This window comes from Marimonas lutisalis, assembly GCF_005434965.1.
Lineage (GTDB): Bacteria > Pseudomonadota > Alphaproteobacteria > Rhodobacterales > Rhodobacteraceae > Marimonas_A > Marimonas_A lutisalis.
Genome location: NZ_SKCI01000001.1, coordinates 750,844 through 773,916 on the forward strand (window position 1 = coordinate 750,844; position 23,073 = coordinate 773,916).

Below are 23,073 nucleotides of genomic sequence, written 5' to 3' on the forward strand. Positions count from 1 at the left end.
GCCGCGGTTGCATCGACACGCATCTTTTTATTCGCTAATGTGAATATGTAGGTTTTCATCTGAAGACAAATTCAATATGAGGAATTTGTTTGCGAAACAGGAGGCAGAATCAATGACGGTCAGCTTCAAGGGCAAGAAGCCCTCGCGGCGCGCCTTTCTGAAAGGTGCCGCGGCTGTGGGAGGAACCCTGGCGGGCGCGGGAGCAGCGCACGCTGCCGGTGATCCGCTGATCACCGAGGTGCAACCCTGGAACAACGAGCTTGGCGATGGGGTGGACGTAAACCCCTATGGCAAGCCTTCGGAATTCGAATCTCACGTCAAGCGCCGCACGGTGGAATGGCTGACGGCTGACCCGGTCAGCTCGATCAACTTTACCCCGCTGCACGAGCTGGACGGCATCATCACGCCCAATGGCCTGTGCTTTGAGCGTCACCACGGTGGCGCGGCGCATATCGACCCGGCCAAGCACCGGCTGATGATCAACGGCCTGGTGGACACGCCGCTGGTCTTTACCATGGCGGACCTGATGCGGTTCCCGCGGGAAAACCACGTGTACTTCCTGGAATGCGCGGCAAACAGCGGCATGGAATGGCGCGGTTCGCAGCTGAATGGCTGCCAGTTCACGCACGGGATGATCCACAACGTGATGTATACCGGCGTGAAGCTGAAGCACCTGCTGGAAGAAGCCGGTGTGAAAACCAACGGCAAGTGGATCCTGCCGGAAGGCGCGGATGCGTCGGGCATGACCCGCTCGATCCCGATCGAGAAGGCGCTGGATGACTGCCTGGTCGCATGGAAGATGAATGGCGAGGCGCTGCGCCCCGAGCAGGGCTATCCGCTGCGCCTGGTTGTCCCCGGCTGGGAAGGCAACATGTGGGTGAAATGGCTGCGCCGCATCGAAGTGGGCGACGAGCCGTGGCACCACCGCGAGGAAACCAGCAAATACACCGACCTGCTGGAAGACGGCACCGCGCGCCGGTTCACCTGGGAGATGGACGCGAAATCGGTCATCACCAATCCCAGCCCGCAGGCGCCGATCCTGCACGGCAAGGGGCCGACCGTTCTGACCGGCCTGGCGTGGTCGGGCCGCGGCACCATTCCGCGGGTCGACGTGACCATCGACGGCGGCAAGAACTGGCACGAGGCACGCATGAGCGGCCCGTCGCTCGACAAGTCGATGCACCGGTTCTATTTCGAGTTCGACTGGGACGGCAGCGACCTGCTTCTGCAGAGCCGGGCGCATGACAGCACCGGTTACGTGCAGCCGACCAAGGACGAGCTGCGCAAGTATCGCGGCACCAACTCGATCTACCACAACAACGGCATCCAGACCTGGTATGTCAACAAGCACGGGGAGGCGGAAAATGTCGAAATTTCTTAATGCCTTGACCGCCTCTGCCGTCGCAGCGACGATGCTTGCGACGCCGGTGGCCGCAGAGAAACTGGGCCTTGGCCGCACCGCGACGCCCGATGAGGTAGCCGCGTGGGATATCGACGTGCGCCCCGATGGTCTGGGCCTGCCCGAGGGTTCGGGTTCGGTCATGGATGGCGAAGAGCTCTATTCCGAGAAATGCTCGGTCTGCCACGGCGATTTCGGTGAGGCCGTGGGCCGCTGGCCGGTGCTGGCCGGGGGGCAGGATTCGCTGACCAACGAGCGCCCGGTGAAGACCATCGGATCGTACTGGCCCTACCTGTCGACCGTCTGGGATTACGTGCACCGCGCGATGCCCTTCGGCGATGCGCAGAGCCTGACCGATGACGAAGTCTATGCCATCGTCGCCTACCTGATGTATCTCAATGACCTGGTGGATGACGATTTCGTCCTGTCGAAAGAGAACTTCCTGGAAGTGCCGCTGCCGAACGAAGCGAACTTCTTCATGGATGACCGTGCCGATGGCGAGCTGAAAGAATTCGCCAAGGCCGAGGTCTGCATGTCGGACTGCAAGGATGCCGTTGAGATCACGGCCCGTGCCGCCATCATCGACGTGACGCCGGAAGACGCCGAGGCCCGCAAGGCCCGCGAGGCGAAATACAGCGCCGAGGGCGACGATGCGGCCGCATCGGAAGAGCCGGCCGCCGAGGAAGCGACCGAAGAGCAGGCAGCCACCGAAGAGCCCGCCGCCCAGGAAGCGGCAGCCGAGCCGGCGCTGGACATGGCCCTGGTCGAGGCGGGTGAGAAGGTCTTCAAGAAGTGCAAGGCCTGCCACCAGGTGGGCGATGGCGCGAAGAACCGCACCGGCCCCGTTCTGAACGGTGTCGTCGGCGCGCCCTTTGCCCATGTCGGGGATTTCAAATACTCGAAAACGATCCGGGAAATGGCCGATGAGGGCATGGTCTGGACCGAAGACAACCTGGCGGAGTTCCTGGCCAAGCCGCGCGACTATATCAAGAAAACCAAGATGTCGTTCGCCGGTCTGAAAAAGGAAGACGATATCGCCGCGGTGATCGAATACCTGAAATCCTTCCCCGAATAAGGGGCTTGGACCTGTGAATTTTTGAAGGGGGCCGCGGTTGCGGCCCCCTTTTTATGCAAATCTGCACATATTCGATTATTTTTTGATCTGAATGAAAATCGTGTCATAGTGGTAAGTAACAGGGAGGACTTACCATGCTGACACGGCGGGGCATTCTGATGTCCGCGGCCGCGATGGCTGCGACGGGTCCCGCGTTTGCGGCGGGCGCTGCCGATGGTGGTGTTCATGTCGAACTGGGCGATGACGGGCTGCACAAGCAGCCGTGGTTCATGGACAGTTTCCTGGAACTGGGCGACGATCTGCAGGCGGCGGCCGGGAATGGGCGGGGACTGATGATCCTGTGGGAGCAAAATGGCTGTCCCTATTGCCGGGAGCTGCATTACGTCAATTTCCAACGTCAGGAGATCGTCGACTACATCACCGCGCATTTCGACGTGATCCAGCTGGACATGTTCGGATCGCGCGAGGTGCTGGATTTCGACGGCGAGGCGTTGGAGGAGCGCGCATTGGCAGCCAAGTGGTCGGTGAACTTCACGCCGACGACGATGCTGTTTCACGCCGAGAACGCCGGCGCGGGAACGCTGAAGGAGGCCGAGACGTTCCGGATGCCGGGATACCTGAAGCCGTTCCACTATCTGAGTTCGCTGGAATACGTGGTGACGCAGGATTACCGCAACCAGACGTTCCAGCGGTACCTTCAGGACAAATTCGAGAAACTACGCGAACAGGGGATCGATCCGGATGTATGGTAAGTTCTGGGGCGCGGCGGCGCTTGGTCTGGCTTTGGCGAGTGCAGGGTGGGCCGAGGAGCAGGCCGAATTGATCGGCGATGTGAACGCGGGCGCAGAGGTGTTCGAGTATTGCATGGGCTGCCACGAGGTGGGCCAGGGCGCCGAGAACGGGATCGGACCGCATCTGAACGGTATTTTCGGGCGCACGGCGGGCACGATCGAGGGTTTCAAGTATTCCAAGGGGCTGATCCGCGAGGGGCGGCTGGGCATGACCTGGCAGCTGGAGAACCTGGATGCCTACCTTGAGAATCCCAAGGCGCTTGTCAGCGACACGCGGATGAGTTTCGACGGGCTGGAGGAGCCCAAGGAGCGTGCCGACGTGCTGGCCTATCTGCGCCAGTTCTCGGACAATCCGCAGAACATTCCCGAGGCGGCGCCCACCGCCCGCAAGCACGAGGTCGAGCTGCCGCCCGAGATCTTGGCGATCGTCGGCGACCCGGAATACGGCGAATACCTGAGCACGGAATGCACCACCTGCCATCAGACGGACGGCGAGTATGACGGGATTCCCGCGATCATCGCCTGGGCCGAGGACGATTTCGTGGTGGCGATGCATGCCTACAAACGCAAGATCCGCCCGCACCCGGTGATGCAGATGATGGCCGGGCGGTTGTCGGACGAAGAGATCGCGGCGCTGGCCGCGTATTTTGGCGGGCTGGAATGATCCGGACCGCCAGCCGCGTTCGTGAGTGAACGTGTTACTTTGGGAGGAGACCATATGAAACTGAACAGACGTGCGTTTATCGGCACCGGGGCCGCGGCGGCGGCCGCGCTTTCGGCGCCGCATGTGCGGGCAGCGAGCCACGGCAAGCCCAGGGTCGTCGTGATCGGCGGCGGGGCGGGGGGCGCCACCGCGGCGCGCTATATCGCCAAGGACAGCAAGGGCGAGATCGACGTGACCCTCATTGAGCCCACGCGGATGTATTACACCTGCTTCTTCTCGAACCTTTATATCGGCGGCTTCCGCGAGCTTTCGAGCATCGGTCACAGCTATGGCAAACTGGCCAGCGACTATGGCATCAACGTGGTGCATGACTGGGCCACTGGTGTCGACCGCGATGCCAAGACCGTGACGCTGGCCGGCGGCGCGGTGCTGCCCTATGACCGGCTGATCCTGAGCCCGGGCATCGATTTCGTCGATGGCGCCGTGCCCGGCTGGGACGTGACCGCCCAGAACAAGATGCCGCATGCCTACAAGGCCGGCAGCCAGAGCGAGCTTCTGAAAGCGCAGCTGGAAGCGATGCCGGAAGGCGGCACCTTCGCGATGATCGCGCCGCCCAACCCCTATCGCTGCCCGCCGGGGCCCTATGAGCGGGTCAGCATGGTGGCGCATCTTCTGAAAGCAAAGAACCCGACGGCGAAGATCCTGATCGTCGATCCGAAGCCGAAATTCTCGAAACAGGGCCTGTTCGAAGATGGCTGGAACCGCCATTACGGTGGTATGATCGAGCGGATCGGCCCGGATTTCGGCGGCGACAAGGTATCGGTCGATCCCGATGCGATGACGGTGACGATCGACGGCGCGGTCGAGAAGGTGGATGTGTGCAACGTCATCCCGGCGATGAAGGCGGGGCGCATCTGCGAGATCGCCGGCATTAACGAGGGCAACTGGGCGCCGGTTTCAGGGCATACGATGCAGAGCCGCGTGGACGAGAACATCCACGTGCTGGGCGATGCCACGAACCAGGGCGACATGCCGAAATCAGGCTTCTCGGCCAACAGCCAGGCCAAGGTGGCGGCGATGGCGGTGCGCGGTGCGCTGACCGGCTCGAAAGTGTTCCCGGCCAAGTTCTCGAACACCTGCTGGAGCCTGATCGACACCGATGACGGCGTGAAGGTGGGCGCGACCTATGAAGCGACTGACGAGAAGATCGCCAAGGTTGACGGGTTCATCAGCCAGGTGGGCGAGGATGCCGAGCTGCGCCAGCGGACCTACGAGGAATCGGTGGGCTGGTACGCCGGCATCACCAGCGACATGTTCGGCTGATCCGGATCGGGCGCCGGGGGGCCAGCACCCCGGACCCCCCGGGATATTTGCAGCAAGATGAAGATGGGGGCGGGGCGCGAGCCGCGCCCTTTTCGCCTTCGTGATGAGGTGTTTTGCCCGGGCGCCCTTGCAGCCCCCGAAACGCATGACTAAGACTCCGTTAGGACGTTTTCTTTAGAGATCGAAACGACAACAGCAGGCAGGACCAGATGAAAGATCCGCTCGACGTATACATGAACACGCTTGTCCCCATGGTGGTGGAACAGACCAGCCGCGGGGAGCGGGCCTATGACATCTTCTCGCGCCTGTTGAAGGAGCGGATCATTTTCCTCAATGGTCCGGTGCATGACGGCATGTCGAGCCTGATCGTGGCGCAGCTGCTGCACCTTGAGGCGGAGAACCCTTCGAAGGAAATCAGCATGTATATCAACAGCCCCGGTGGCGTGGTCACCTCGGGCCTGTCGATCTACGACACGATGCAATACATCAAGCCGAAGGTCAGCACGCTGGTGATCGGCCAGGCGGCGAGCATGGGCAGCCTGCTGCTGACGGCAGGCGAGGCGGGAATGCGCTTTTCTCTGCCGAACAGCCGGATCATGGTGCACCAGCCCAGTGGCGGCTATCAGGGGCAGGCGACGGATATCATGATCCATGCCGAGGAAACGCTGAAACTGAAGAAGCGCCTGAACGAGATATACGTCAAGCACACGGGCCGGAAGCTCAAGGAAGTGGAGGCCGCGCTGGAGCGCGACAACTTCATGAGCCCGGAAGAGGCCAAGGACTGGGGCCTGATAGACGAGATCGTCGAGAGCCGGGTGAAGGCGGAGGACGAATGAGCCCGGCCGCTGCGGCGGAAAAAGGGTGAATTTGACATTGTGACCGGCTGGTCTCTGGCCTAAGCTTGGGACCAAATGGGGGCGGCGGTCGGAAAACCGGCCGGAAAGAATGCAAGACGGCCTGAAAGGACCATCATGTCGAACAACTCTGGCGGCGGCGACAGCAAGAACACGCTTTACTGCAGCTTCTGCGGCAAGAGCCAGCATGAGGTGCGCAAACTGATTGCGGGGCCGACCGTGTTCATCTGCGATGAGTGCGTCGAGCTTTGCATGGACATCATCCGCGAGGAGACCAAATCCTCGGGGCTGAAATCCAGTGAGGGCGTGCCAACGCCGCAGGAAATCTGCGATGTGCTGGACGATTACGTGATCGGCCAGATGATGGCCAAGCGCGTGCTGTCGGTGGCGGTGCACAACCACTACAAGCGGCTCAACCATTCGCAGAAGTCGAGCGATATCGAGCTGGCGAAATCCAACATCCTGCTGATCGGCCCGACCGGCTGCGGCAAGACGCTGCTGGCACAGACGCTGGCGCGGATCCTGGATGTGCCCTTTACCATGGCGGACGCGACCACGCTGACCGAGGCGGGATACGTGGGCGAGGATGTGGAGAACATCATCCTTAAGCTGCTGCAATCGAGCGAATACAACGTCGACCGGGCGCAGCGCGGCATCGTCTATATCGACGAGGTCGACAAGATCACCCGCAAGAGCGAGAATCCCTCGATCACCCGCGACGTGTCGGGCGAGGGGGTGCAGCAGGCGCTGTTGAAGCTGATGGAAGGCACCGTGGCCAGCGTGCCGCCGCAGGGCGGTCGCAAGCATCCGCAGCAGGAATTCCTGCAGGTGGACACGACCAACATCCTGTTCATCTGCGGCGGCGCCTTTGCCGGTCTGGACCGGATCATCGCGCAGCGCGGCAAGGGCAGCGCGATGGGCTTTGGCGCGGATGTGCGCGACAAGGACGAGCGCGGCGTGGGCGAGGTGTTCAAGGACCTGGAGCCCGAGGACCTGCTGAAATTCGGCCTGATCCCGGAATTCGTCGGCCGCCTGCCGGTGATCGCGACGCTGGAAGACCTGGACGAGGATGCGCTGGTGACCATCCTGACCGAGCCGAAAAACGCGCTGGTCAAGCAATACCAGCGCCTCTTTGAGCTGGAAGATGCCAAGCTGACCTTTACCGACGACGCGTTGAGCGCGATTGCGAAGCGGGCGATCGAACGCAAGACCGGCGCGCGTGGCCTGCGCTCGATCCTGGAGGATGTGCTGCTGGACACGATGTTCGAACTGCCGGGCCTGGAGAACGTCGAAGAGGTGGTGGTGAACGAGGAAGCGGTGATCCATGCCGAGGCCAAGCCGCTGATCATCTATGCCGAGACCGCGGCCCAGGAGGGCGCGAGCGCGGGCTGAGCCGGCGCGACATCGGGGAATTGGAAAAGGCGGGCCGAAATGCCCGCCTTTTTCGTCAGGCACTGGACGTTTCCGGCCATTTGGTACATAGAAACGAAGACGAAATGCGGAGGCATCCATGGGCATTGTGAACACCCTCTTGCGCGCTGTGACCTGGTGGAACGGGGCGACGCTGAACACCCAGCTTTACACGTGGCGCAAGGGCGTGAAGGTGGGCGAGGATGCGCAGGGCAACCGGTTCTACCGGTCGCGCGACGGCAAGCGGCGCTGGGTGATCTACAACGGCGAAGCCGAGGCCAGCCGGGTGGATGCGGACTGGCATGGCTGGCTGCATCACACGTTCGACACGCCGCCATCGGAACAGCCGCTGCCGCACAAGTCATGGGAAAAGCCGCACCAGGAAAACCTGACCGGCACGATGCTGGCCTATGCGCCGCCGGGATCGATCCGGGCGGCCGAGCCGAAAGAGCGGCGCGATTACGAGGCCTGGCAGCCCGAGTAAGGCATAAGAGATGTCGGAAAACACCACCGAGGTTCTGGTCGGCGGCGCGGTTCTGGCCGCGGCGATCGGCTTTGTCGTCTACGCAGGCCAGATGACCGGTTTTGCGCAAGCGTCGGGCGGTTATCCGCTGACCGCGTCGTTCCGCTCGGTCGAGGGGGTGACGGTGGGCACCGATGTTCGTCTGGCGGGCGTCAAGGTGGGCACGGTGACCGACGTGGTGCTGAACCCGGAGACCTATCGCGCGGACACGACGATCTCGGTCGCCAGGGGCGTCGAGATTCCCGATGACAGCGCGGTTGTGGTGTCCTCGGAAGGGTTGCTGGGCGGTAATTTCGTTGAAATCTATCCCGGGGGCTCGCCCTTCTATTACACCGAGGGCGATGAAATCCTGGACACGCAAGGCGCGGTCTCGCTGATTTCGCTGTTGCTGAAATATGTCGGCAGCGGGGGCGAGGACGAGGCAGCAGCGCAATGAGGCGCCTGAGCGCGCTGGCATTGGCGCTGGGCCTGATCTGTGCAACTGCCGCTGGTGCCGAGGAGGTGAGCCGCGGCACGGGTGCGGTTCTGCGCATGCTGGACAAGCTGAGCGGCGATGTACGCGATATCGACCTGGCGAATGGCCAAAGTTTCGACCAGGAGCGGATACGCGTTTCGCTGGGCGAATGCCGGTATCCCACTGGCAACCCGTCGGGCGATGCCTATGCCTTTGTCACGGTGATCGAGGAGGGACGGGATGCCCCGGTCTTCATCGGCTGGATGATCGCGTCGTCCCCGGCGCTGAGCGCGATGGATCACCCGCGCTACGATGTCTGGGTGTTGCGCTGCAGGACCGAGTAAGGGTCTGTTTCCAAAGGAGTTCCGATGAAATCGCCCTCGCGTGCGAGGGCCTTTTCGAGGCGACGGTGATAAGCCACGCGCGAGATTTCGATGGCGCCGAGGCTGGCCAGGTGCGGGGTGATGAACTGCGTGTCGAACAGCAGGAACCCCGCGCGGCGCAGGTGATCGACGAGATGGGCCAGCGCGAGTTTCGAGCCGTCGGTGCGCAACGACACCATGCTTTCCCCGAAAAACGCGGCGCCCAGCGTGACGCCGAAGACGGCCCCAATGAGCCCGGCATCATCGCGGATTTCAAAGGAGTGGGCGCGGCCCATCGCGTTGAGCTGCATGTAGAGATCGAAGAGCGGCGCGTTGATCCAGGTTTCGTCGCGGTCGGCGCAGGCGCGCAGGGTGCCGGCGAAGTCGGCGTCGATGGCCGGAACATATCCGCCGCGGCGCATGCGCCGGGCCAGCGAACGCGAGATGTGGAACCCATCGAGCGGCAGGATGCCGCGGCGGCGTGGATCGACCCAGAACAGATCGTCCGTGTCGCGGCCTTCGGCCATCGGGAAGATGCCGATGGAATAGCCGTGCAGCAAGAGCGCGGGCGTGATCGTCATGTCCTGCACCGATGCGGCGGTGTGCCTCTGCCTGTGGGCAGCGGGCGCATTCAGCCCTCGTTCAGGTTCGTCTCCAGCCAGCGTTCGAGCCAGTGGATGTTATATTCGCCCGAGAGGACGTCGGGTTCGGCCAGCAGCGCGCGGAAGAGCGGCACGGTGGTGTCGATGCCGTCGACGATCAGCTCGCCCAGGGCGCGGTCGAGCCGCGCGAGCGCCTCGCGCCGGTCGCGGCCATGCACTATGAGCTTGCCGATGAGCGAGTCGTAATAGGGCGGGATCGAGTAGCCGTCGTAAAGCGCCGAATCCATCCGCACGCCCAGGCCGCCGGGCGCGTGATACTGGGTGATCTTGCCGGGGCAAGGCGCGAAGTTGGGCAGTTTCTCGGCGTTGATGCGCACCTCGATCGCGGCGCCGTTGATCGTCAGATCGTCCTGGGTGAAGGACATCGGCAGGCCTTCGGCCACGCGGATCTGTTCACGCACGAGATCGACGCCGAAAATCGCCTCGGTCACCGGGTGTTCGACCTGCAGGCGTGTGTTCATCTCGATGAAGTAGAACTCCCCATCCTCATACAGGAATTCGATCGTGCCGGCGCCGATATAGTTGATCGCGGCCACGGCATCGGCGCAGATCTTGCCGATACGGTCGCGTTCCTCGGGGCTGATCGCGGGGCCGGGGGCCTCTTCGAAGACCTTCTGGTGACGGCGCTGGAGCGAGCAATCCCGTTCGCCCAGGTGGACGGCGTTGCCCTTGCCATCGCCGAAGACCTGGATCTCGATATGGCGCGGTTTTTGCAGGTATTTCTCGATATAGACTTCGTCATTGCCGAAGTTCGATTTGCCCTCGGCGCGGGCGGTGAGGAAGGCCTTTTCCATCTCGGCGGCGCTGGCGGCTACCTTCATGCCCTTGCCGCCGCCACCGGCCGTGGCCTTGATGATGACGGGATAGCCGATCTCGTCGCCGATCCGTTTCGCGGTCTCCAGGTCGGGCACGCCACCCTCGGAGCCAGGCACGCAGGGCACGCCCAGGTTCTGCATGGTTTCCTTGGCGGTGATCTTGTCGCCCATGATGCGGATATGTTCGGCGGTCGGGCCGATGAAGGTGAGGCCGTGATCTTCGACCACCTGCACGAAATTGGCGTTTTCCGACAGGAAGCCATAGCCCGGGTGGATGGCCTGGGCGCCGGTGACTTCGCAGGCGGCGATGATCGCGGGGATCGAGAGATAGCTTTGCGGGCTGGGCGCGGGGCCAATGCAGACGGTTTCATCGGCCATGCGCACATGCATGGCATCGGCATCGGCGGTGGAATGCACCGCGACCGACTGGATACCCATTTCGCGCGCGGCACGGATCACCCGAAGCGCGATTTCCCCACGGTTGGCGACGAGGATTTTCTCGATCATTATCAGTGCCTTACTCGATGATCATCAGGAGCGAGCCGTACTCGACCGCATCGCCGTCATCGACAAGAATGCGTTTAACCGTACCGGAGTTCGGCGCGGGGATGTGGTTCATTGTTTTCATCGCCTCGACGATCAGGAGCGTGTCACCCTCGGCCACCTGTGAGCCAACGGAGACAAAGCTGGGCGCGCCGGGTTCGGCCTGAAGGTAGACGGTGCCGACCATGGGCGAGGTAACGGCGCCGGGATGGCTGGCCAGGTCTTCGCCTTCGGACGGGGCGGCGGCCGGGGCAGCCGCGGGGGCTGCGGCAGGCGCAGCGGCAACCGGGGCCGGCGCGGGCGCCGCGGCGACATGGGTCACCGTTTCGGTGCGGCGGCTGACGCGGACATTCAGGCTGTCGTTCTCGCCGTATTCGCGTTTCACGCTCAGTTCGGTCAGGTCGTTTTCATTGAGAAGTTCTGCAAGGGCCTGGATGAATGCCACGTCTGCTTCGTTGGAGTTGGGTTTCTTCGTCATTCGTTTCCTCGACCGGTTCGGGCCCACAGGGGGCGCGCATGGGTGCATCTATCGCCTTATAGGGCAAGCCTGCGGACGTGAAAAGCCGCCATCACGCGGCGTCTGTTTCCTGTTATCTGGGAAGATGCGGGGCGGATTACGAGGGGAAAAACGCGCTCAGAGCGGCATGCCCGAGAGTTTCGCCACCAGTTCGGCAAGTTTGCGCGCGCCGAATTTTTCCAGGAGCCGGGCGCGGTGGACCTCGATCGTGCGATAGCTGAGCCCGAGCTCGCGGCCGATTTCCTTGGATGTCAGGCCACGGCAGGTGAGGATCGCGACATCGCGTTCGCGCGGGGAAAGTGCCACGACCGGGCGTTCGTCGGACAGGTCGGCGAAGGACCAGATGCCACGGGCAAAGGGATCATCCGGGGTGAGCGAGCGCCCGCGCACCCGGCTCCAGAAAAGCGTGCCATCAAGCCGCCGCATGATGCGTTCGTCGGAATAGCGCCCGGTGTCGCGCATCGCGGCAAGGCCACGTGCGCCGATGGATTCGAATTCATCGCGCGAGGGGTAGAAATCGGCCATCGGGCGACCGGAGTGGTCGCCGGGGGCGCCGCCGAACATCTCGCCAAACATCAGGTTGCAGCGCCGGATAACGCGATTTTCCAACAGGGCGAGGCCGACGGGGGCGTGATCGAAAGCGATTTCGGCGTCGTTCATAGGAGTGTTTTGCCCGTGCCGCTGCGGCTTGCCAAGCCTGCGGCGCGTATTTCTACGCAATTGCAGACGCGCGCCCGTGGTGGTTTCATCCTGCGGGCATATGGGAGGCAGAGATGAACATAGCGCTTTATCTGCATCGGATCGCACAGGTGCGCGGGCAGGACCCGGCGCTGTTTCTCGGGCGCGAGATGGTGGCGGATTATGCCGGGTTCCGGGCACGGGCCGGGCAGGTGGCCACGTGGCTGGCCGGGCAGGAAATTGCGCCGGGGGATCGCGTTGCGATTTTCATGAAGAACCTACCCGACTACCTGATCGTGCAATACGGGATCTGGATGGCCGGCGCGGCGGCGGTGCCGATCAATGCCAAGCTGCACGGGCGCGAGGCGGCCTGGATCATCGAAGATTCGGGCACGAAACTGGTGTTCACCTCGCCCGGGCTGGGGGACGCGCTTGAGGAGGCCGGCGTTACGGCGCGGATCGTGGACGTGAGCGGCGCCGAGTTTGCGGGGATCGCGGATGCCGATCAGCTAGAGCAGCCGGTGGAGCGGGGCGACGATGACCTGGCGTGGCTCTTCTATACTTCGGGCACGACGGGGCGGCCCAAGGGGGTGATGATTACCCACCGGATGATCCGGGGTATGGCGCTGTGCTATTTCGTCGATGTCGATCAGGTGACGGCGGGGGATGCCGCGCTGTACGCCGCGCCGATGAGCCATGGCGCGGGGCTTTACAACATCATGCACGTGATGGTGGGGGCGCGGCATGTCTGCCCGGCCTCGGGCGGGTTCGACGAGGCCGAGATTTTCGAACTGGCCCGGCATTTCGGGCGGGTGCATATGTTCGCGGCGCCGACGATGGTGAAACGCATGACGGTGGCCGCCAAGGCCATGGGCGAGACCGGGGAAGGCCTGCGTACCATCGTTTACGGCGGCGGTCCGATGTACGTGGCCGATATCGTCGAGGCGGTGGAGCATTTCGGCGAGATATTCGTGCAGATCTATGGCCAGGGCGAGTGCCCGATGGCGATCACCGCACTGAGCCGGGCGGAGGTGAGCGACCGCAGCCACCCGCGCTGGCGCGCGCGGCTGGGATCCGTCGGGCGGGCGCAATCGGCGGTCGAGGTGCGGATCGGCGATGCCCAAGGCCGCCCCCTGCCACCGGGCGAGGCCGGCGAGATCATGGTGCGGGGCGACGTGGTGATGCCGGGTTATTGGCAGAACCCCGAGGCCACGGAAAAGACCATCGTCGATGGCTGGCTGATGACGGGTGACGTGGGCGTGATGGACGAAGACGGCTATGTGACGATGCATGACCGGTCGAAGGACATGATTATTTCGGGCGGCACCAACATCTATCCGCGCGAGGTGGAAGAGGTTTTGCTGGAGCACCCGGACGTGGCCGAGGTGAGCGTCGTGGGCCGGCCGCATCCCGAATGGGGCGAGGATGTCGTGGCCTTTGTGGTGATGGAGCAGGGCTGCGCGCTGGACGAGGGGGCACTGGATGCGCATTGCCTGGCCAACATCGCGCGGTTCAAGCGGCCCAAGGCCTATTTCGCGCTGCCGGAGCTGCCCAAGAACAACTACGGCAAGGTGCTGAAGACCGAGCTGCGCGAACGATTGAAGGAGATGGATAAATGACGGATTTGACGGGCAAGACAGCCTTCGTGACCGGATCGGTGCAGGGGATCGGGCTGGCCGTGGCCGAGGCGCTGGCCGGGGCCGGGGCGCGGGTGGCGGTACACGGGCTGGCAAGCGAGGCCGAAGGCGCCGCCGTGGCCCGGGCCCTGGAGGAGAAGGGCGCCACCGAGGCGAAGTTCTTTGCCGGTGACATGCGTGACCCGGATGCGATTGCCCAGCTGTGTGCGGCGGTCGAAACCTGGGGGCCGGTGGATATCCTGGTGAACAATGCAGGCATCCAGCATACCGCGGCGCTGGCCGACATGCCGCGCGAGACATGGGATGCGATCGTGGCGGTCAACCTGTCGGCGGCGTTTCACACCATGCAGGCGATCATGCCGGGCATGGCCGCGCGCGGCTTTGGCCGGGTGGTGAACATCGCCAGCGTGCACGGCATCGTCGCGTCAAAGAACAAGGCGCCCTATGTGGCGGCGAAATTCGGGCTCGTGGGGCTGAGCAGGGTGGCCGCGCTGGAATATGCCGATGCGGGCAGCAGGCAAAGCGGCGGGGTAACGGTGAACTGCATCGCGCCGGGCTGGACCGAAACGGCGATCATCGAGCCGCAGGTGGCCGAGCGGGCGGCGAAATTCGGCGGCGACCGCGACAGGGGCGTGGCCGACCTGCTGTCGGAAAAGCAGCCCAGCAAGCGCACGTCCGACCCGGCGGAAATCGGCGCGCTGGCGTTGTGGCTGTGCGCGCGGGTGGCCCACAACGTGACAGGCACGGTGATTCCGGTGGATGGCGGCTGGACCGCGCAGTAACGCGCGGGCCTAGCCGGTTTTTTCTTCCTTCTTCGCCTGCACGTCCGCCAGTTCCTGCTGCAGCCGAAGCTCATGCAGCAGGACGGCCGTCATCGGTGGCATCGGCGCCGACGATCTGGGCGGCGCGGCGCGGAGCAGTGATTTTTCGCCGGCCTGGGCCTGGAGGACGGCCTGCGTGGTTTCAACCGGCGCCGCCGCGGTGGCGGTTGCATGCGATTGAAGCGAGGCGACCTTGTCCATGCCCGACCGCGCGGCCGGGGCGGGCGGGTGGTTTGCGACGGCGCGTGCCGGAGCACCTGCGCCAACAGGATCGATTGGAGACATTCCCGAGCTCCTTTTGCGCGGAGCCCCCACCGGGACGACCTTTTCAAACGTGGGTTTCCAAAGGGTTAACCCGGCAGAAGGAACTGCGGAAGGTTTTAGCGATCGGGTAGGAGCGGCAATCGAAGCATATGGTTTCCGCAAGTTTTTTTCCCTGTACTGCGTCGGCAAATACGGGTTCAGAGATCTGCTGGATACGGCGGGTTTCGATGACGGGATGGTTCCGATGATGGATTTCCTTTTGTGAACTAGGCGGCGAAAAGGGCATTCCCATGACGGCATGAAAAACCCCGCGTCCAAAGACGCGGGGTTTCGCCTAACTGGCCTGGATCAGGCTATCAGGGGCAGGGCGCGGTGTAATAGGTGCCGTCACCATTGGAATAGGCGCATTGGCCGTTGGAGCTGTTCCGCGCGACCATCACGCCTGCAGCAGCACCGGCCAGCGTGGTCAGCACCGTCCATTCGTCGTTGGCATCCAGCGCCTTGGCCGTGATCAGCCCGATTGCGCCGCCGACGACGGCGCCGCCGACATCGCGTTTCTGCTGCTCGGTCATGGGCATGCAGGCGCTGAGTGCCAGGCTGCCGGCGATAGCCAGGGTGAGAATCGATTTGGACATATGAGCCTCCAGTTTGATGTGCCTTGAACTCTATTGGCACACGCCGCGATGGAATTGATCTTTATCATTTTTCTCCGCGGGTGGCGGATTTTTGCCGGTGCCGCCCATGGCTGCGTGGCAAAGCGCGGGGCGGGGGCAAAAGAAAAGGCCGGCGCGAAATCGCGCCGGCCCTTGGGTTTCAGGCCAGTTCCGGCCGTGATTTATTTGTTCATCCGGTTCTCGATCAATTCATCCACAACGCCGGGATCGGCGAGCGTCGAGGTGTCGCCGAGCGCGCCGTAGTCGTTCTCGGCGATCTTGCGCAGGATGCGGCGCATGATCTTGCCGGAACGGGTTTTCGGCAGGCCGGGGGCCCACTGGATGAAATCGGGCGAGGCGATGGGGCCGATTTCCTTGCGCACCCAGTTGCGCAGTTCGGTGCGCAGCTCTTCGGTGTATTCCTCGCCGTCCATCAGGGTGACATAGCAGTAGATGCCCTGACCCTTGATGTCGTGCGGGAAGCCGACAACGGCGGCTTCGGACACGGCGGGATGGGCAACGAGCGCGCTTTCCACCTCGGCTGTGCCCATCCGGTGGCCGGAGACGTTGATCACGTCATCGACGCGTCCGGTGATCCAGTAGTAGCCATCGGCATCGCGGCGGCAGCCGTCGCCCGAGAAGTAATAGCCCTTGTAGTCGGAGAAATAGGTGGCGACGAAACGGTCGTGATCGCCAAAGACCGTGCGCATCTGGCCGGGCCAGCTGTCTTTCATGCAAAGCACGCCTTCGGCTTCGGTCTCGGTGATTTCCTGGCCTGACTGGGGATCGAGCACCACCGGCTCAACCCCGAAGAAGGGCAGGGTGGCCGAGCCTGGTTTCGTCGGGATCGCGCCGGGAATGGGCGTGAGCAGGTGGCCACCGGTTTCGGTCTGCCACCAGGTGTCGACGATCGGACAGTTCCCCTTGCCGACGGTCTCGTCGTACCAGTTCCAGGCCTCGGGGTTGATGGGTTCGCCCACGGTGCCCAGCACCTTGAGCGAGGACAGGTCATGCTTGGTGACCGGATCGGTACCGTGCGCCATGAGGGCGCGGATGGCGGTGGGGGCGGTATAGAACTGATTCACCTTGTGCTTTTCGCACACGGCCCAGAACCGGCCCACGTCCGGGTAGGTTGGCACGCCTTCGAACATCAGCGTGGTGGCACCATTGGCCAGCGGGCCATAGACGATATAGCTGTGGCCGGTCACCCAGCCCACGTCGGCGGTGCACCAGTAGACATCGCCATCGTGGTAGTCGAAGACGATCTCGTGGGTCATGGCCGCCCAGAGCAGGTAGCCGCCGGTGGTGTGCAGTACGCCCTTGGGTTTGCCGGTGGAGCCAGAGGTGTAGAGGATGAAGAGCGGATCCTCGGCATTCATCACCTCGGGTTCACATTCCTGGCTGGCCTGAGCGTGCAGCGGGCCATAGGCGTGGTCGCGGCCCTCTTTCATGTGCACATCGCCGCCGGTGCGTTCGACCACCAGCGTCTGCACGTCGCCGCAGATTTCCATCGCCTTGTCGACATTGGCCTTCAGTGGCGTGTTGCGGCCACCGCGGGGCGCTTCGTCGGCGGTGACGACGAGCGAGGCGCCGCAATCCTCGATCCGGCTGGCCAGGGCCTCGGGCGAGAAGCCGGCGAAGACGATAGAGTGCACGGCACCGATGCGGTTGCAGGCGAGCATGGCATAGGCGGCTTCGGGGATCATCGGCATGTAGAGAACGACGCGGTCGCCCTTCTTGATGCCCAGTTGCTTGTAGACATTGGCGAGCTTGTTCACATGTTCGGACAGCTCGGCGTACGAGATGTGATGCGCGAGCTCGGGATCGTCGGATTCCCAGACGATCGCGGTCTGCTCGGCGCGTTCGGGCAGGTGGCGGTCGATGCAGTTGACCGAAACGTTCAGTTCACCGTCCTCGAACCATTTGATCGAGACGTCGGGATGGGCGAAGGTGACGTTCTTGATTTTGGTGGGCGCCTTGCTCCAGGTCAGGCGCTTGGCTTCGTTGGCCCAGAACCCTTCGGGATCGTTAATCGAGGCGTCATACATCTCTTTGTATTTCGCCGCGTCGACATGGGCGTTTTTCACGAAATCGGGGGCGGGCGGGTAGGTTTTCACTTCGGTCATGACAGGCCTTGTTTTCTGATCTTCAAGGAATTCAGGCACCCGCCCCCCTGCAAGCAGCAAAAGATGGAAGGCGGGCTGTCCGGCTCAGATGGCCAGATATTCTGCGCGCAGCTCTTCGTTTTCAAGCACCTCTTCGGCGGAGCCGTCGAAAACGATGCCGCCGGTATCGAGGATCACCGCGCGATCGGCCAGTTCCAGCGCGCGCACGGCGTTCTGTTCGACGATCACGGTGGTGATGCCCTGCTCCTTGATCACGCGCAGGGTTTTCTCGATCTCGTCGACGATCACGGGGGCAAGGCCCTCGTAGGGCTCATCAAGCAGGAGCACCTTGATGTCGCGCGCCAGCGCACGGGCGACGGCGAGCATCTGCTGTTCACCGCCCGAGAGCGTCACGCCTTCCTGCTTGCGCCGTTCGGCGAGGCGGGGAAACAGCTCGTACAGACGTTCGAGCGACCAGCCGATGGGCGGGGCGATCTGGGCGAGTTGCAGGTTTTCCTCGACCGTGAGGCCGGGGATGATGCAGCGATCTTCGGGCACGAGGCCAATGCCGGCCTGCGCGGCCTGGTGGCTGCTCATCTTGTGCAGCGGCTGGTGGTCGAGCCAGATTTCGCCGTGGTTGACCTGCGGATCGTCCATCCGTGCGATCGAGCGCAGCGTTGTGGTTTTGCCGGCGCCGTTGCGGCCCAGAAGGGCGAGGATCTCGCCTTCGTGGACGTTGAAGGAAATGCCCTGAACGATGTAGCTTTCGCCGTAGTAGGACTGCATTTCCCAGACAGACAGGAAGGCTGGCGCCGTCTCGGCCAGGTTCTTGCCCTTGGAAAAGTCGGGTTTGACGTTCATCTGAACCCCTCCTTACGCGGCTTCGCCGAGATACGCTTCGCGCACCTTCGGGTTGCCCTTGATGTTTTCGGGATCGTCCTCGACCAGCGGCGTGCCCTGAGCCAGAACGGTGATCCGGTCGGCGAGGCTGAACACCACGTGCATGTCGTGTTCGATGATCGCGATGGTGATGTCGCGCTCATCCTTGATCTGCTTCAAGAGGTCGATCGTGTTGTTGGTATCGGCCCGCGCCATACCGGCGGTGGGTTCGTCGAGAAGCAGCAGGCGGGGCTGCTGGCTGAGGCACATGCCGATCTCGAGGCGGCGCTTGTCGCCGCGCGACATCGAGGCGGAATGCATGTGCCGCTTGTCGGCCATGTTCATCTCCTCGAGCATCTGCTCCGCGGCTTCGACGATTTCCTTTTCGTTATGCATGTTTTCGATCGCATGCATGCGGAAGGCGCCGTCGCGTTTGGCGAAGATCGGGATCATCATGTTCTCCAGCACCGACAGGTCACCGAAGATCTCGGGCGTCTGGAACACACGGGAGATACCCATCTGGTTGATCTCGTGCGGGGTGCGGCCCAGCACCGACTGGCCGTCGAACATGACGCTGCCGGTGTCGGGGATCAGCTTGCCCACGAAACAGTTCAGAAGGGTGGATTTGCCGGCGCCGTTCGGCCCGATGATCGCGTGGCAGGTGTTTTCCGCCACGCTGAGGTTCACGTCACCCAGTGCCTGAAGGCCGCCGAAGCGTTTGTTGACGTTCTTGACTTCGAGAATGCCCATGGAAACGTCTCCTTATTCGGCGGGAGTGGATTGGGTGGCTTCGTCGGACTTGTCGTCCGATTTCTTGCCGCGGAACAGCCGCGCGATGCGTTGGCCGCCTTCGACGAGGCCACCGGGCAGGAAGATCACGACCAGCATGAAGAGGATGCCCAGCGTCAGGTGCCAGCCCTTGCCGATGAACGGGTGCAGGATGGTGACGACGAAGTCCTCGAGCCCATCCGGCATGAAGGCGAACCAGCCATGCAGGATGTTGTCGTTGATCTTCGAGAAGATGTTCTCGAAATACTTGATGAAGCCGGCGCCGAGAACCGGGCCGATCAGAGTGCCGGCACCACCGAGAATGGTCATCAGAACGACCTCTCCACTTGCGGTCCATTGCATCCGCTCGGCGCCTGCGAGCGGGTCCATCGAGGCCATCAGGCCACCGGCGAGGCCGGCATACATACCCGAGATGACGAACGCCGCGAGCGTGTAGGGACGCGGATTGAGACCCGTATAGCTCATCCGGGTCTGGTTCGATTTGATCGCACGCAACATCATGCCGAAGGGCGAGCGGAAGATCCGGATCGCGAGGTAGAAGCTGACCAGCATGATGATGGCGCAGAGGTAGTAACCCATGTTGAACTGGAAGGCCCAGGGTCCGACCGCCATTTCGTAGGTCGAGCGCATTTCGGCGCCGAAGAGGTTGGTCACGGGGATCGAGCCGTCGGCCGTGGCCGACTGGCCGAGGACGCGCGGATCTTCGAGCGTGAGCTGCAGGCCGGTTTCACCATTGGTGATGGGCGTCAGCACCGAGTAGGCGAGGTTGAAGCTCATCTGCGCGAAGGCGAGCGTGAGGATCGAGAAGTAGATCCCCGAGCGGCGCAGCGAGACATACCCGATCAGCACAGCGAAGAGCCCCGAGATGATGACGGCGAGGATGATCGCCGGGATCACGTTCATCGAGAGCAGCTTGAACATCCAGACCGCCGAGTAGGAGCCCACCCCGAGAAAGGCCGCGTGGCCGAAGGAGAGGTAGCCGGTGAGGCCGAAGAGGATGTTGAACCCGATGGCGAAGATGCCGAAGATCACGAAGCGCTGCATCAGGTCGGGGTAGCCCGCGTTGAACTGTGCCAGCCCGCTTTCGGTCGGGAAGGGGTTGAGGATGAAGGGCGCCAGAAGCGTGAGCGCCGCAACGATGATGAGTAGCGTGGTGTCTTTCTTGTTCAGTCCGAGCATGGCTTAGTCCTCCATCACGCCTTTTTTGCCCATCAGGCCACGCGGGCGGGTGAGCAGAATGATGATGGCAACGAGGTAGATGATGATCTGGTCGATGCCCGGGAGAAGGGATTTGATCTGGTTCATCGACGCGAAACTTTCGAGAATGCCGAGCAGGAAGCCGGCGGCAACCGCGCCGGGCAGCGAGCCCATGCCGCCGACGACGACCACCACGAAGCTGAGCACGAGGAAGTCCATGCCCATGTGGTAGTTCGGCGAGTTGATTGGCGCATACATCACCCCGGCAAGACCTGCCACGGCAGCGGCCAGCCCGAACATGATGGTGAAGCGTTTGTCGATGTTGATGCCGAGAAGCCCGACGGTTTCACGGTCGGCCATGCCGGCGCGCACGACCATCCCGAAGGTGGTGAACTGCAGGAAGGCAAAGACCGCGCCGATGACCACGGCGGCAAAGGCGAAGTAGACCATCCGCCAGTAGGGATAGATGATCACGTTGGGATCAAAGCCCAGCATGGCGCCGAAATCGAAGCTGCCCTTGAAGGCCGCGGGCGCCGGGGTGGGGATCGGGTTGGCGCCGTAGAACGCCTTGATGATTTCCTGAAGCACGATGGCCAGGCCGAAGGTCACGAGGATTTGGTCGGCATGGGGGCGCTTGTAGAAATGCTTGATCAGACCGCGCTCCATGACGAAGCCGATGATGATCATGATGGGGATCGAGAACAGGATCGCCAGCGGAACCGACCAGTCGATCAGCGCGCCGCCGACCTCAGGTCCGAACCAGCTTTCGAAGAGCGGCTTGGTTACGGGGACTTCCGAGCCCCAGGCCGTTTTCTGCACTTCGCCGGTGGCGACTTCCCAGGTCATGAACTTGGTGAGTGTCACTGCGCAGAAAGCGCCGATCATGAAGAGCGCGCCGTGCGCGAAGTTGACAACGCCGAGCGTGCCGAAGATGAGCGTAAGGCCCAGCGCGATCAGCGCATAGGCCGAGCCCTTGTCGAGCCCGTTCAGAATTTGAAGGATGATTGCGTCCATTTTCCCCACCTATGGATGGACGGACGGCGTGCGGGGAGCGGTGCACGCCATCCGAGGGTTGGGGGCAGGCCGGGGCGTCCCCGGCCTGCGCACGTTTTCAGGCTTAGGCGCCCGGGTTGCAGGTGCCGAGGTTGCCGCCTGCGAACATCGGGTGGTCGGGTGCATACTCGACCTGTGCCCGCGGGGTGACTTCTACCACCTCGAGAACGTCGAACTCGGAGGTCGGGTTCTCTTTCCCGCGCACGACCAGCACGTCCTTGAAGCACTGGTGGTCTTCGGCGCGGTAGAGGGTCGGGCCGTTGCCCAGGCCGTCGAATTCATAGCCTTCGAGGGCTTCGGCGACGCCGCAGGGGTTGAAGGTGCCGGCACGTTCGACCGCGTCTGCATAAAGCAGGGTCTGCACGTAGCAGGTGTGTGCGGCCTGGCTCGGCGGGAAGCCGTACTTGGTGCCGAACGACTTGACGAATGCCTGGGAGCCTTCGTCCTGCAGCGACCAGTGCCAGTTCGTCGAGCCAAGGATGCCCTTGACGTTTTCGCCGGCACCGCGGGCCATCAGGCGCGAGTAGAGCGGAACGACGATTTCGAACTGCTTGCCGTTGACGATCTTGTCGCGCAGGCCGAACTGAACCGCGTTGGTGAGCGAGTTCACCATGTTGCCGCCGTAGTGGTTGAGAACCAGAACGTCGGCGCCCGAGTTCAGAACAGGTGCGATGTAGGACGAGAAGTCGGTGGCGGCCAGCGGGGTCAGCACGTTGTTGACGGTTTCCCAGCCAAGCGCTTCGGTCGCAGCGGCGATCGATTCCTGCTGGGTCCAGCCCCAGGTGTAGTCGGCGGTCAGGTGATAGGCCTTGCGGTCGGTGCCGTAGGCGTTGGCCAGCACCGGCGCCAGCGCGGCGCCCGACATGTAACCGTTGAAGAAGTGACGGAAGCCGTTTGCCTTCTTGTCCTTGCCGGTGGTGTCGTTCGAGTGGGTCAGACCGGCCATGAAGATGACGCCTGCCTCCTGGCAGAGGCCCTGCACGGCGATGGCCACGCCCGAGGACGAGCCGCCCGAGATCATCACGGCGCCGTCTTTTTCGATCATCGACTTGGCCGAGGCGCGGGCTGCGTCCGATTTGGTCTGGGTGTCGCCCGTGACGTATTCGACTTTCTTGCCCAGGATGCCGTTGCCTTTCAGCGCTTTCGAGCTGAAGGTGTTCATCATGCCGCCGTCGCCGCCACCGTTCAGGTGTTCAACGGCCAGTTCGAATGCGCGCAGTTCGTCGGCGCCTTCGTCGGCATAGGGGCCGGTTTGCGGCACGTTGAAGCCCAGCGTCACCGAGCTGCCGGTCGGCTCGTTCGTGTAAGCGGCGGCCGAGCTTGCGGTGAAGATCGTCGGCAGTGCCACGCCGGCGCCTGCAACGGCACCCGTCTTGAGCACGCCGCGACGCGTGAGGTTGGATTTGGTCATGGAGTTCCTCCCGTTACGAATGAGATGGGGAGGACCTCCTCAAGCGCCTCCCCACGGGCACAGATGTGCAAATCCATTATCCCGCATCGCAAGAAAACTTCGCAACAATGGCTTGGGGAGTAACAATTTTTTTGTAAAATTATGAACAGTAGGTTATCGGTTTTTGTAAAAAAATTCACGTCACGGCGCAGAAA

General features: G+C 62.9%; 25 protein-coding genes. 13 read left to right on the forward strand and 12 right to left on the reverse strand.

All coding sequences use genetic code 11. The features are described from left to right. Window positions 1–112: 112 nt before the first annotated feature. The 10 genes from soxC (at window position 113) to E0501_RS03725 (ending at window position 8,837) form a co-directional block, all read left to right on the forward strand. Window positions 113–1,381 carry a sulfite dehydrogenase gene (gene soxC / locus E0501_RS03680; RefSeq protein WP_137699982.1) on the forward strand — a complete coding sequence of 423 codons (1,269 nt, stop codon included), beginning with the start codon at window positions 113–115 and terminating at the stop codon, window positions 1,379–1,381. After that, window positions 1,365–2,474 (forward strand): c-type cytochrome, encoded by a 1,110-nt coding sequence (locus E0501_RS03685; RefSeq protein WP_137699983.1) that lies wholly within the window; start codon window positions 1,365–1,367, stop codon window positions 2,472–2,474. Before soxC ends, E0501_RS03685 begins: the two co-directional genes overlap by 17 nt. A gap of 134 nt (window positions 2,475–2,608) precedes the next feature. Continuing rightward, window positions 2,609–3,226 (forward strand): thioredoxin family protein, encoded by a 618-nt coding sequence (locus E0501_RS03690; protein WP_137699984.1) that lies wholly within the window; start codon window positions 2,609–2,611, stop codon window positions 3,224–3,226. Continuing rightward, a complete protein-coding gene (locus tag E0501_RS03695; protein WP_137699985.1) occupies window positions 3,216–3,929 on the forward strand; it encodes a c-type cytochrome in 714 nt (237 codons plus the stop codon). Before E0501_RS03690 ends, E0501_RS03695 begins: the two co-directional genes overlap by 11 nt. Window positions 3,930–3,983: 54 nt before the next feature. Further along, window positions 3,984–5,252, forward strand: coding sequence for an NAD(P)/FAD-dependent oxidoreductase (locus E0501_RS03700; RefSeq protein WP_137699986.1), 1,269 nt, complete (start codon window positions 3,984–3,986; stop codon window positions 5,250–5,252). A gap of 209 nt (window positions 5,253–5,461) precedes the next feature. Continuing rightward, entirely contained in the window at window positions 5,462–6,088 is a 627-nt protein-coding gene (locus E0501_RS03705) for an ATP-dependent Clp protease proteolytic subunit (protein WP_137699987.1), read from the forward strand. 135 nt (window positions 6,089–6,223) lie between these two features. Further along, window positions 6,224–7,498: an ATP-dependent Clp protease ATP-binding subunit ClpX gene (clpX, locus tag E0501_RS03710; protein ID WP_137699988.1), complete on the forward strand. Its 1,275-nt coding sequence runs from the start codon at window positions 6,224–6,226 to the stop codon at window positions 7,496–7,498. Between the two features lie 118 nt (window positions 7,499–7,616). Then, window positions 7,617–8,000, forward strand: coding sequence for an NADH:ubiquinone oxidoreductase subunit NDUFA12 (locus E0501_RS03715; RefSeq protein WP_137699989.1), 384 nt, complete (start codon window positions 7,617–7,619; stop codon window positions 7,998–8,000). 10 nt (window positions 8,001–8,010) lie between these two features. Continuing rightward, window positions 8,011–8,475: an outer membrane lipid asymmetry maintenance protein MlaD gene (gene mlaD, locus E0501_RS03720; RefSeq protein WP_137699990.1), complete on the forward strand. Its 465-nt coding sequence runs from the start codon at window positions 8,011–8,013 to the stop codon at window positions 8,473–8,475. Beyond that, window positions 8,472–8,837 carry a DUF2155 domain-containing protein gene (locus E0501_RS03725; protein ID WP_137699991.1) on the forward strand — a complete coding sequence of 122 codons (366 nt, stop codon included), beginning with the start codon at window positions 8,472–8,474 and terminating at the stop codon, window positions 8,835–8,837. Before mlaD ends, E0501_RS03725 begins: the two co-directional genes overlap by 4 nt. Here E0501_RS03725 and aat read toward each other — a convergent pair. The 4 genes from aat to E0501_RS03745 form a co-directional block, all read right to left on the reverse strand. Then, entirely contained in the window at window positions 8,801–9,436 is a 636-nt protein-coding gene (gene aat / locus E0501_RS03730; RefSeq protein ID WP_137699992.1) for a leucyl/phenylalanyl-tRNA--protein transferase, read from the reverse strand. The genes E0501_RS03725 and aat overlap by 37 nt on opposite strands. A 50-nt stretch (window positions 9,437–9,486) precedes the next feature. Continuing rightward, window positions 9,487–10,839 (reverse strand): acetyl-CoA carboxylase biotin carboxylase subunit, encoded by a 1,353-nt coding sequence (gene accC / locus E0501_RS03735; RefSeq protein ID WP_137699993.1) that lies wholly within the window; start codon window positions 10,837–10,839, stop codon window positions 9,487–9,489. A 10-nt stretch (window positions 10,840–10,849) separates the two neighbouring features. After that, window positions 10,850–11,353 carry an acetyl-CoA carboxylase biotin carboxyl carrier protein gene (gene accB, locus E0501_RS03740; protein ID WP_137699994.1) on the reverse strand — a complete coding sequence of 168 codons (504 nt, stop codon included), beginning with the start codon at window positions 11,351–11,353 and terminating at the stop codon, window positions 10,850–10,852. A gap of 156 nt (window positions 11,354–11,509) precedes the next feature. Beyond that, window positions 11,510–12,052 carry a helix-turn-helix domain-containing protein gene (locus tag E0501_RS03745; protein WP_137699995.1) on the reverse strand — a complete coding sequence of 181 codons (543 nt, stop codon included), beginning with the start codon at window positions 12,050–12,052 and terminating at the stop codon, window positions 11,510–11,512. A gap of 113 nt (window positions 12,053–12,165) precedes the next feature. Between E0501_RS03745 and E0501_RS03750 the strand changes: the two genes are divergently transcribed. Continuing rightward, window positions 12,166–13,689 (forward strand): class I adenylate-forming enzyme family protein, encoded by a 1,524-nt coding sequence (locus E0501_RS03750; RefSeq protein ID WP_137699996.1) that lies wholly within the window; start codon window positions 12,166–12,168, stop codon window positions 13,687–13,689. After that, entirely contained in the window at window positions 13,686–14,489 is an 804-nt protein-coding gene (locus tag E0501_RS03755) for a 3-hydroxybutyrate dehydrogenase (protein WP_137699997.1), read from the forward strand. The genes E0501_RS03750 and E0501_RS03755 overlap by 4 nt, the downstream gene beginning before the upstream one ends. A 9-nt stretch (window positions 14,490–14,498) precedes the next feature. On the opposite strand, the gene E0501_RS03760 is transcribed toward E0501_RS03755, so the two are convergent. Next, window positions 14,499–14,729: a hypothetical protein gene (locus tag E0501_RS03760; RefSeq protein WP_137699998.1), complete on the reverse strand. Its 231-nt coding sequence runs from the start codon at window positions 14,727–14,729 to the stop codon at window positions 14,499–14,501. Between E0501_RS03760 and E0501_RS03765 the strand changes: the two genes are divergently transcribed. Beyond that, complete coding sequence (locus E0501_RS03765) at window positions 14,728–15,057, forward strand: hypothetical protein (RefSeq protein ID WP_137699999.1); 330 nt, start codon at window positions 14,728–14,730, stop codon at window positions 15,055–15,057. The genes E0501_RS03760 and E0501_RS03765 overlap by 2 nt on opposite strands. Before the next feature lie 91 nt (window positions 15,058–15,148). Here E0501_RS03765 and E0501_RS03770 read toward each other — a convergent pair whose 3' ends face one another. From E0501_RS03770 to E0501_RS03800, 7 genes are all read right to left on the reverse strand, one after another. Beyond that, window positions 15,149–15,427: a glucose-6-phosphate isomerase gene (locus E0501_RS03770; RefSeq protein ID WP_137700000.1), complete on the reverse strand. Its 279-nt coding sequence runs from the start codon at window positions 15,425–15,427 to the stop codon at window positions 15,149–15,151. Between the two features lie 200 nt (window positions 15,428–15,627). Further along, window positions 15,628–17,571, reverse strand: coding sequence for an acetate--CoA ligase (acs, locus tag E0501_RS03775; protein WP_137700001.1), 1,944 nt, complete (start codon window positions 17,569–17,571; stop codon window positions 15,628–15,630). A gap of 84 nt (window positions 17,572–17,655) precedes the next feature. After that, complete coding sequence (locus E0501_RS03780) at window positions 17,656–18,411, reverse strand: ABC transporter ATP-binding protein (RefSeq protein ID WP_137700002.1); 756 nt, start codon at window positions 18,409–18,411, stop codon at window positions 17,656–17,658. A 12-nt stretch (window positions 18,412–18,423) separates the two neighbouring features. Further along, window positions 18,424–19,179: an ABC transporter ATP-binding protein gene (locus tag E0501_RS03785; RefSeq protein WP_137700003.1), complete on the reverse strand. Its 756-nt coding sequence runs from the start codon at window positions 19,177–19,179 to the stop codon at window positions 18,424–18,426. 12 nt (window positions 19,180–19,191) lie between these two features. Further along, window positions 19,192–20,397 (reverse strand): branched-chain amino acid ABC transporter permease, encoded by a 1,206-nt coding sequence (locus tag E0501_RS03790; RefSeq protein WP_137700004.1) that lies wholly within the window; start codon window positions 20,395–20,397, stop codon window positions 19,192–19,194. Between the two features lie 3 nt (window positions 20,398–20,400). Then, window positions 20,401–21,429 (reverse strand): branched-chain amino acid ABC transporter permease, encoded by a 1,029-nt coding sequence (locus E0501_RS03795; protein ID WP_137700005.1) that lies wholly within the window; start codon window positions 21,427–21,429, stop codon window positions 20,401–20,403. A 103-nt stretch (window positions 21,430–21,532) separates the two neighbouring features. Beyond that, window positions 21,533–22,879, reverse strand: coding sequence for a substrate-binding protein (locus tag E0501_RS03800; protein WP_137700006.1), 1,347 nt, complete (start codon window positions 22,877–22,879; stop codon window positions 21,533–21,535). Between the last annotated feature and the right edge of the window lie 194 nt (window positions 22,880–23,073).

Bases quoted from the DNA above. Each gene is read 5' to 3' on its own strand.
- soxC (WP_137699982.1), top strand. From the start codon at position 113: ATGACGGTCAGCTTCAAGGGCAAGAAGCCCTCGCGGCGCGCCTTTCTG.
- E0501_RS03685 (WP_137699983.1), top strand. From the start codon at position 1,365: ATGTCGAAATTTCTTAATGCCTTGACCGCCTCTGCCGTCGCAGCGACG.
- E0501_RS03690 (WP_137699984.1), top strand. From the start codon at position 2,609: ATGCTGACACGGCGGGGCATTCTGATGTCCGCGGCCGCGATGGCTGCG.
- E0501_RS03695 (WP_137699985.1), top strand. From the start codon at position 3,216: ATGTATGGTAAGTTCTGGGGCGCGGCGGCGCTTGGTCTGGCTTTGGCG.
- E0501_RS03700 (WP_137699986.1), top strand. From the start codon at position 3,984: ATGAAACTGAACAGACGTGCGTTTATCGGCACCGGGGCCGCGGCGGCG.
- E0501_RS03705 (WP_137699987.1), top strand. From the start codon at position 5,462: ATGAAAGATCCGCTCGACGTATACATGAACACGCTTGTCCCCATGGTG.
- clpX (WP_137699988.1), top strand. From the start codon at position 6,224: ATGTCGAACAACTCTGGCGGCGGCGACAGCAAGAACACGCTTTACTGC.
- E0501_RS03715 (WP_137699989.1), top strand. From the start codon at position 7,617: ATGGGCATTGTGAACACCCTCTTGCGCGCTGTGACCTGGTGGAACGGG.
- mlaD (WP_137699990.1), top strand. From the start codon at position 8,011: ATGTCGGAAAACACCACCGAGGTTCTGGTCGGCGGCGCGGTTCTGGCC.
- E0501_RS03725 (WP_137699991.1), top strand. From the start codon at position 8,472: ATGAGGCGCCTGAGCGCGCTGGCATTGGCGCTGGGCCTGATCTGTGCA.
- aat (WP_137699992.1), bottom strand. From the start codon at position 9,436: ATGACGATCACGCCCGCGCTCTTGCTGCACGGCTATTCCATCGGCATC.
- accC (WP_137699993.1), bottom strand. From the start codon at position 10,839: ATGATCGAGAAAATCCTCGTCGCCAACCGTGGGGAAATCGCGCTTCGG.
- accB (WP_137699994.1), bottom strand. From the start codon at position 11,353: ATGACGAAGAAACCCAACTCCAACGAAGCAGACGTGGCATTCATCCAG.
- E0501_RS03745 (WP_137699995.1), bottom strand. From the start codon at position 12,052: ATGAACGACGCCGAAATCGCTTTCGATCACGCCCCCGTCGGCCTCGCC.
- E0501_RS03750 (WP_137699996.1), top strand. From the start codon at position 12,166: ATGAACATAGCGCTTTATCTGCATCGGATCGCACAGGTGCGCGGGCAG.
- E0501_RS03755 (WP_137699997.1), top strand. From the start codon at position 13,686: ATGACGGATTTGACGGGCAAGACAGCCTTCGTGACCGGATCGGTGCAG.
- E0501_RS03765 (WP_137699999.1), top strand. From the start codon at position 14,728: ATGCCCGACCGCGCGGCCGGGGCGGGCGGGTGGTTTGCGACGGCGCGT.
- E0501_RS03760 (WP_137699998.1), bottom strand. From the start codon at position 14,729: ATGGACAAGGTCGCCTCGCTTCAATCGCATGCAACCGCCACCGCGGCG.
- E0501_RS03770 (WP_137700000.1), bottom strand. From the start codon at position 15,427: ATGTCCAAATCGATTCTCACCCTGGCTATCGCCGGCAGCCTGGCACTC.
- acs (WP_137700001.1), bottom strand. From the start codon at position 17,571: ATGACCGAAGTGAAAACCTACCCGCCCGCCCCCGATTTCGTGAAAAAC.
- E0501_RS03780 (WP_137700002.1), bottom strand. From the start codon at position 18,411: ATGAACGTCAAACCCGACTTTTCCAAGGGCAAGAACCTGGCCGAGACG.
- E0501_RS03785 (WP_137700003.1), bottom strand. From the start codon at position 19,179: ATGGGCATTCTCGAAGTCAAGAACGTCAACAAACGCTTCGGCGGCCTT.
- E0501_RS03790 (WP_137700004.1), bottom strand. From the start codon at position 20,397: ATGCTCGGACTGAACAAGAAAGACACCACGCTACTCATCATCGTTGCG.
- E0501_RS03795 (WP_137700005.1), bottom strand. From the start codon at position 21,429: ATGGACGCAATCATCCTTCAAATTCTGAACGGGCTCGACAAGGGCTCG.
- E0501_RS03800 (WP_137700006.1), bottom strand. From the start codon at position 22,879: ATGACCAAATCCAACCTCACGCGTCGCGGCGTGCTCAAGACGGGTGCC.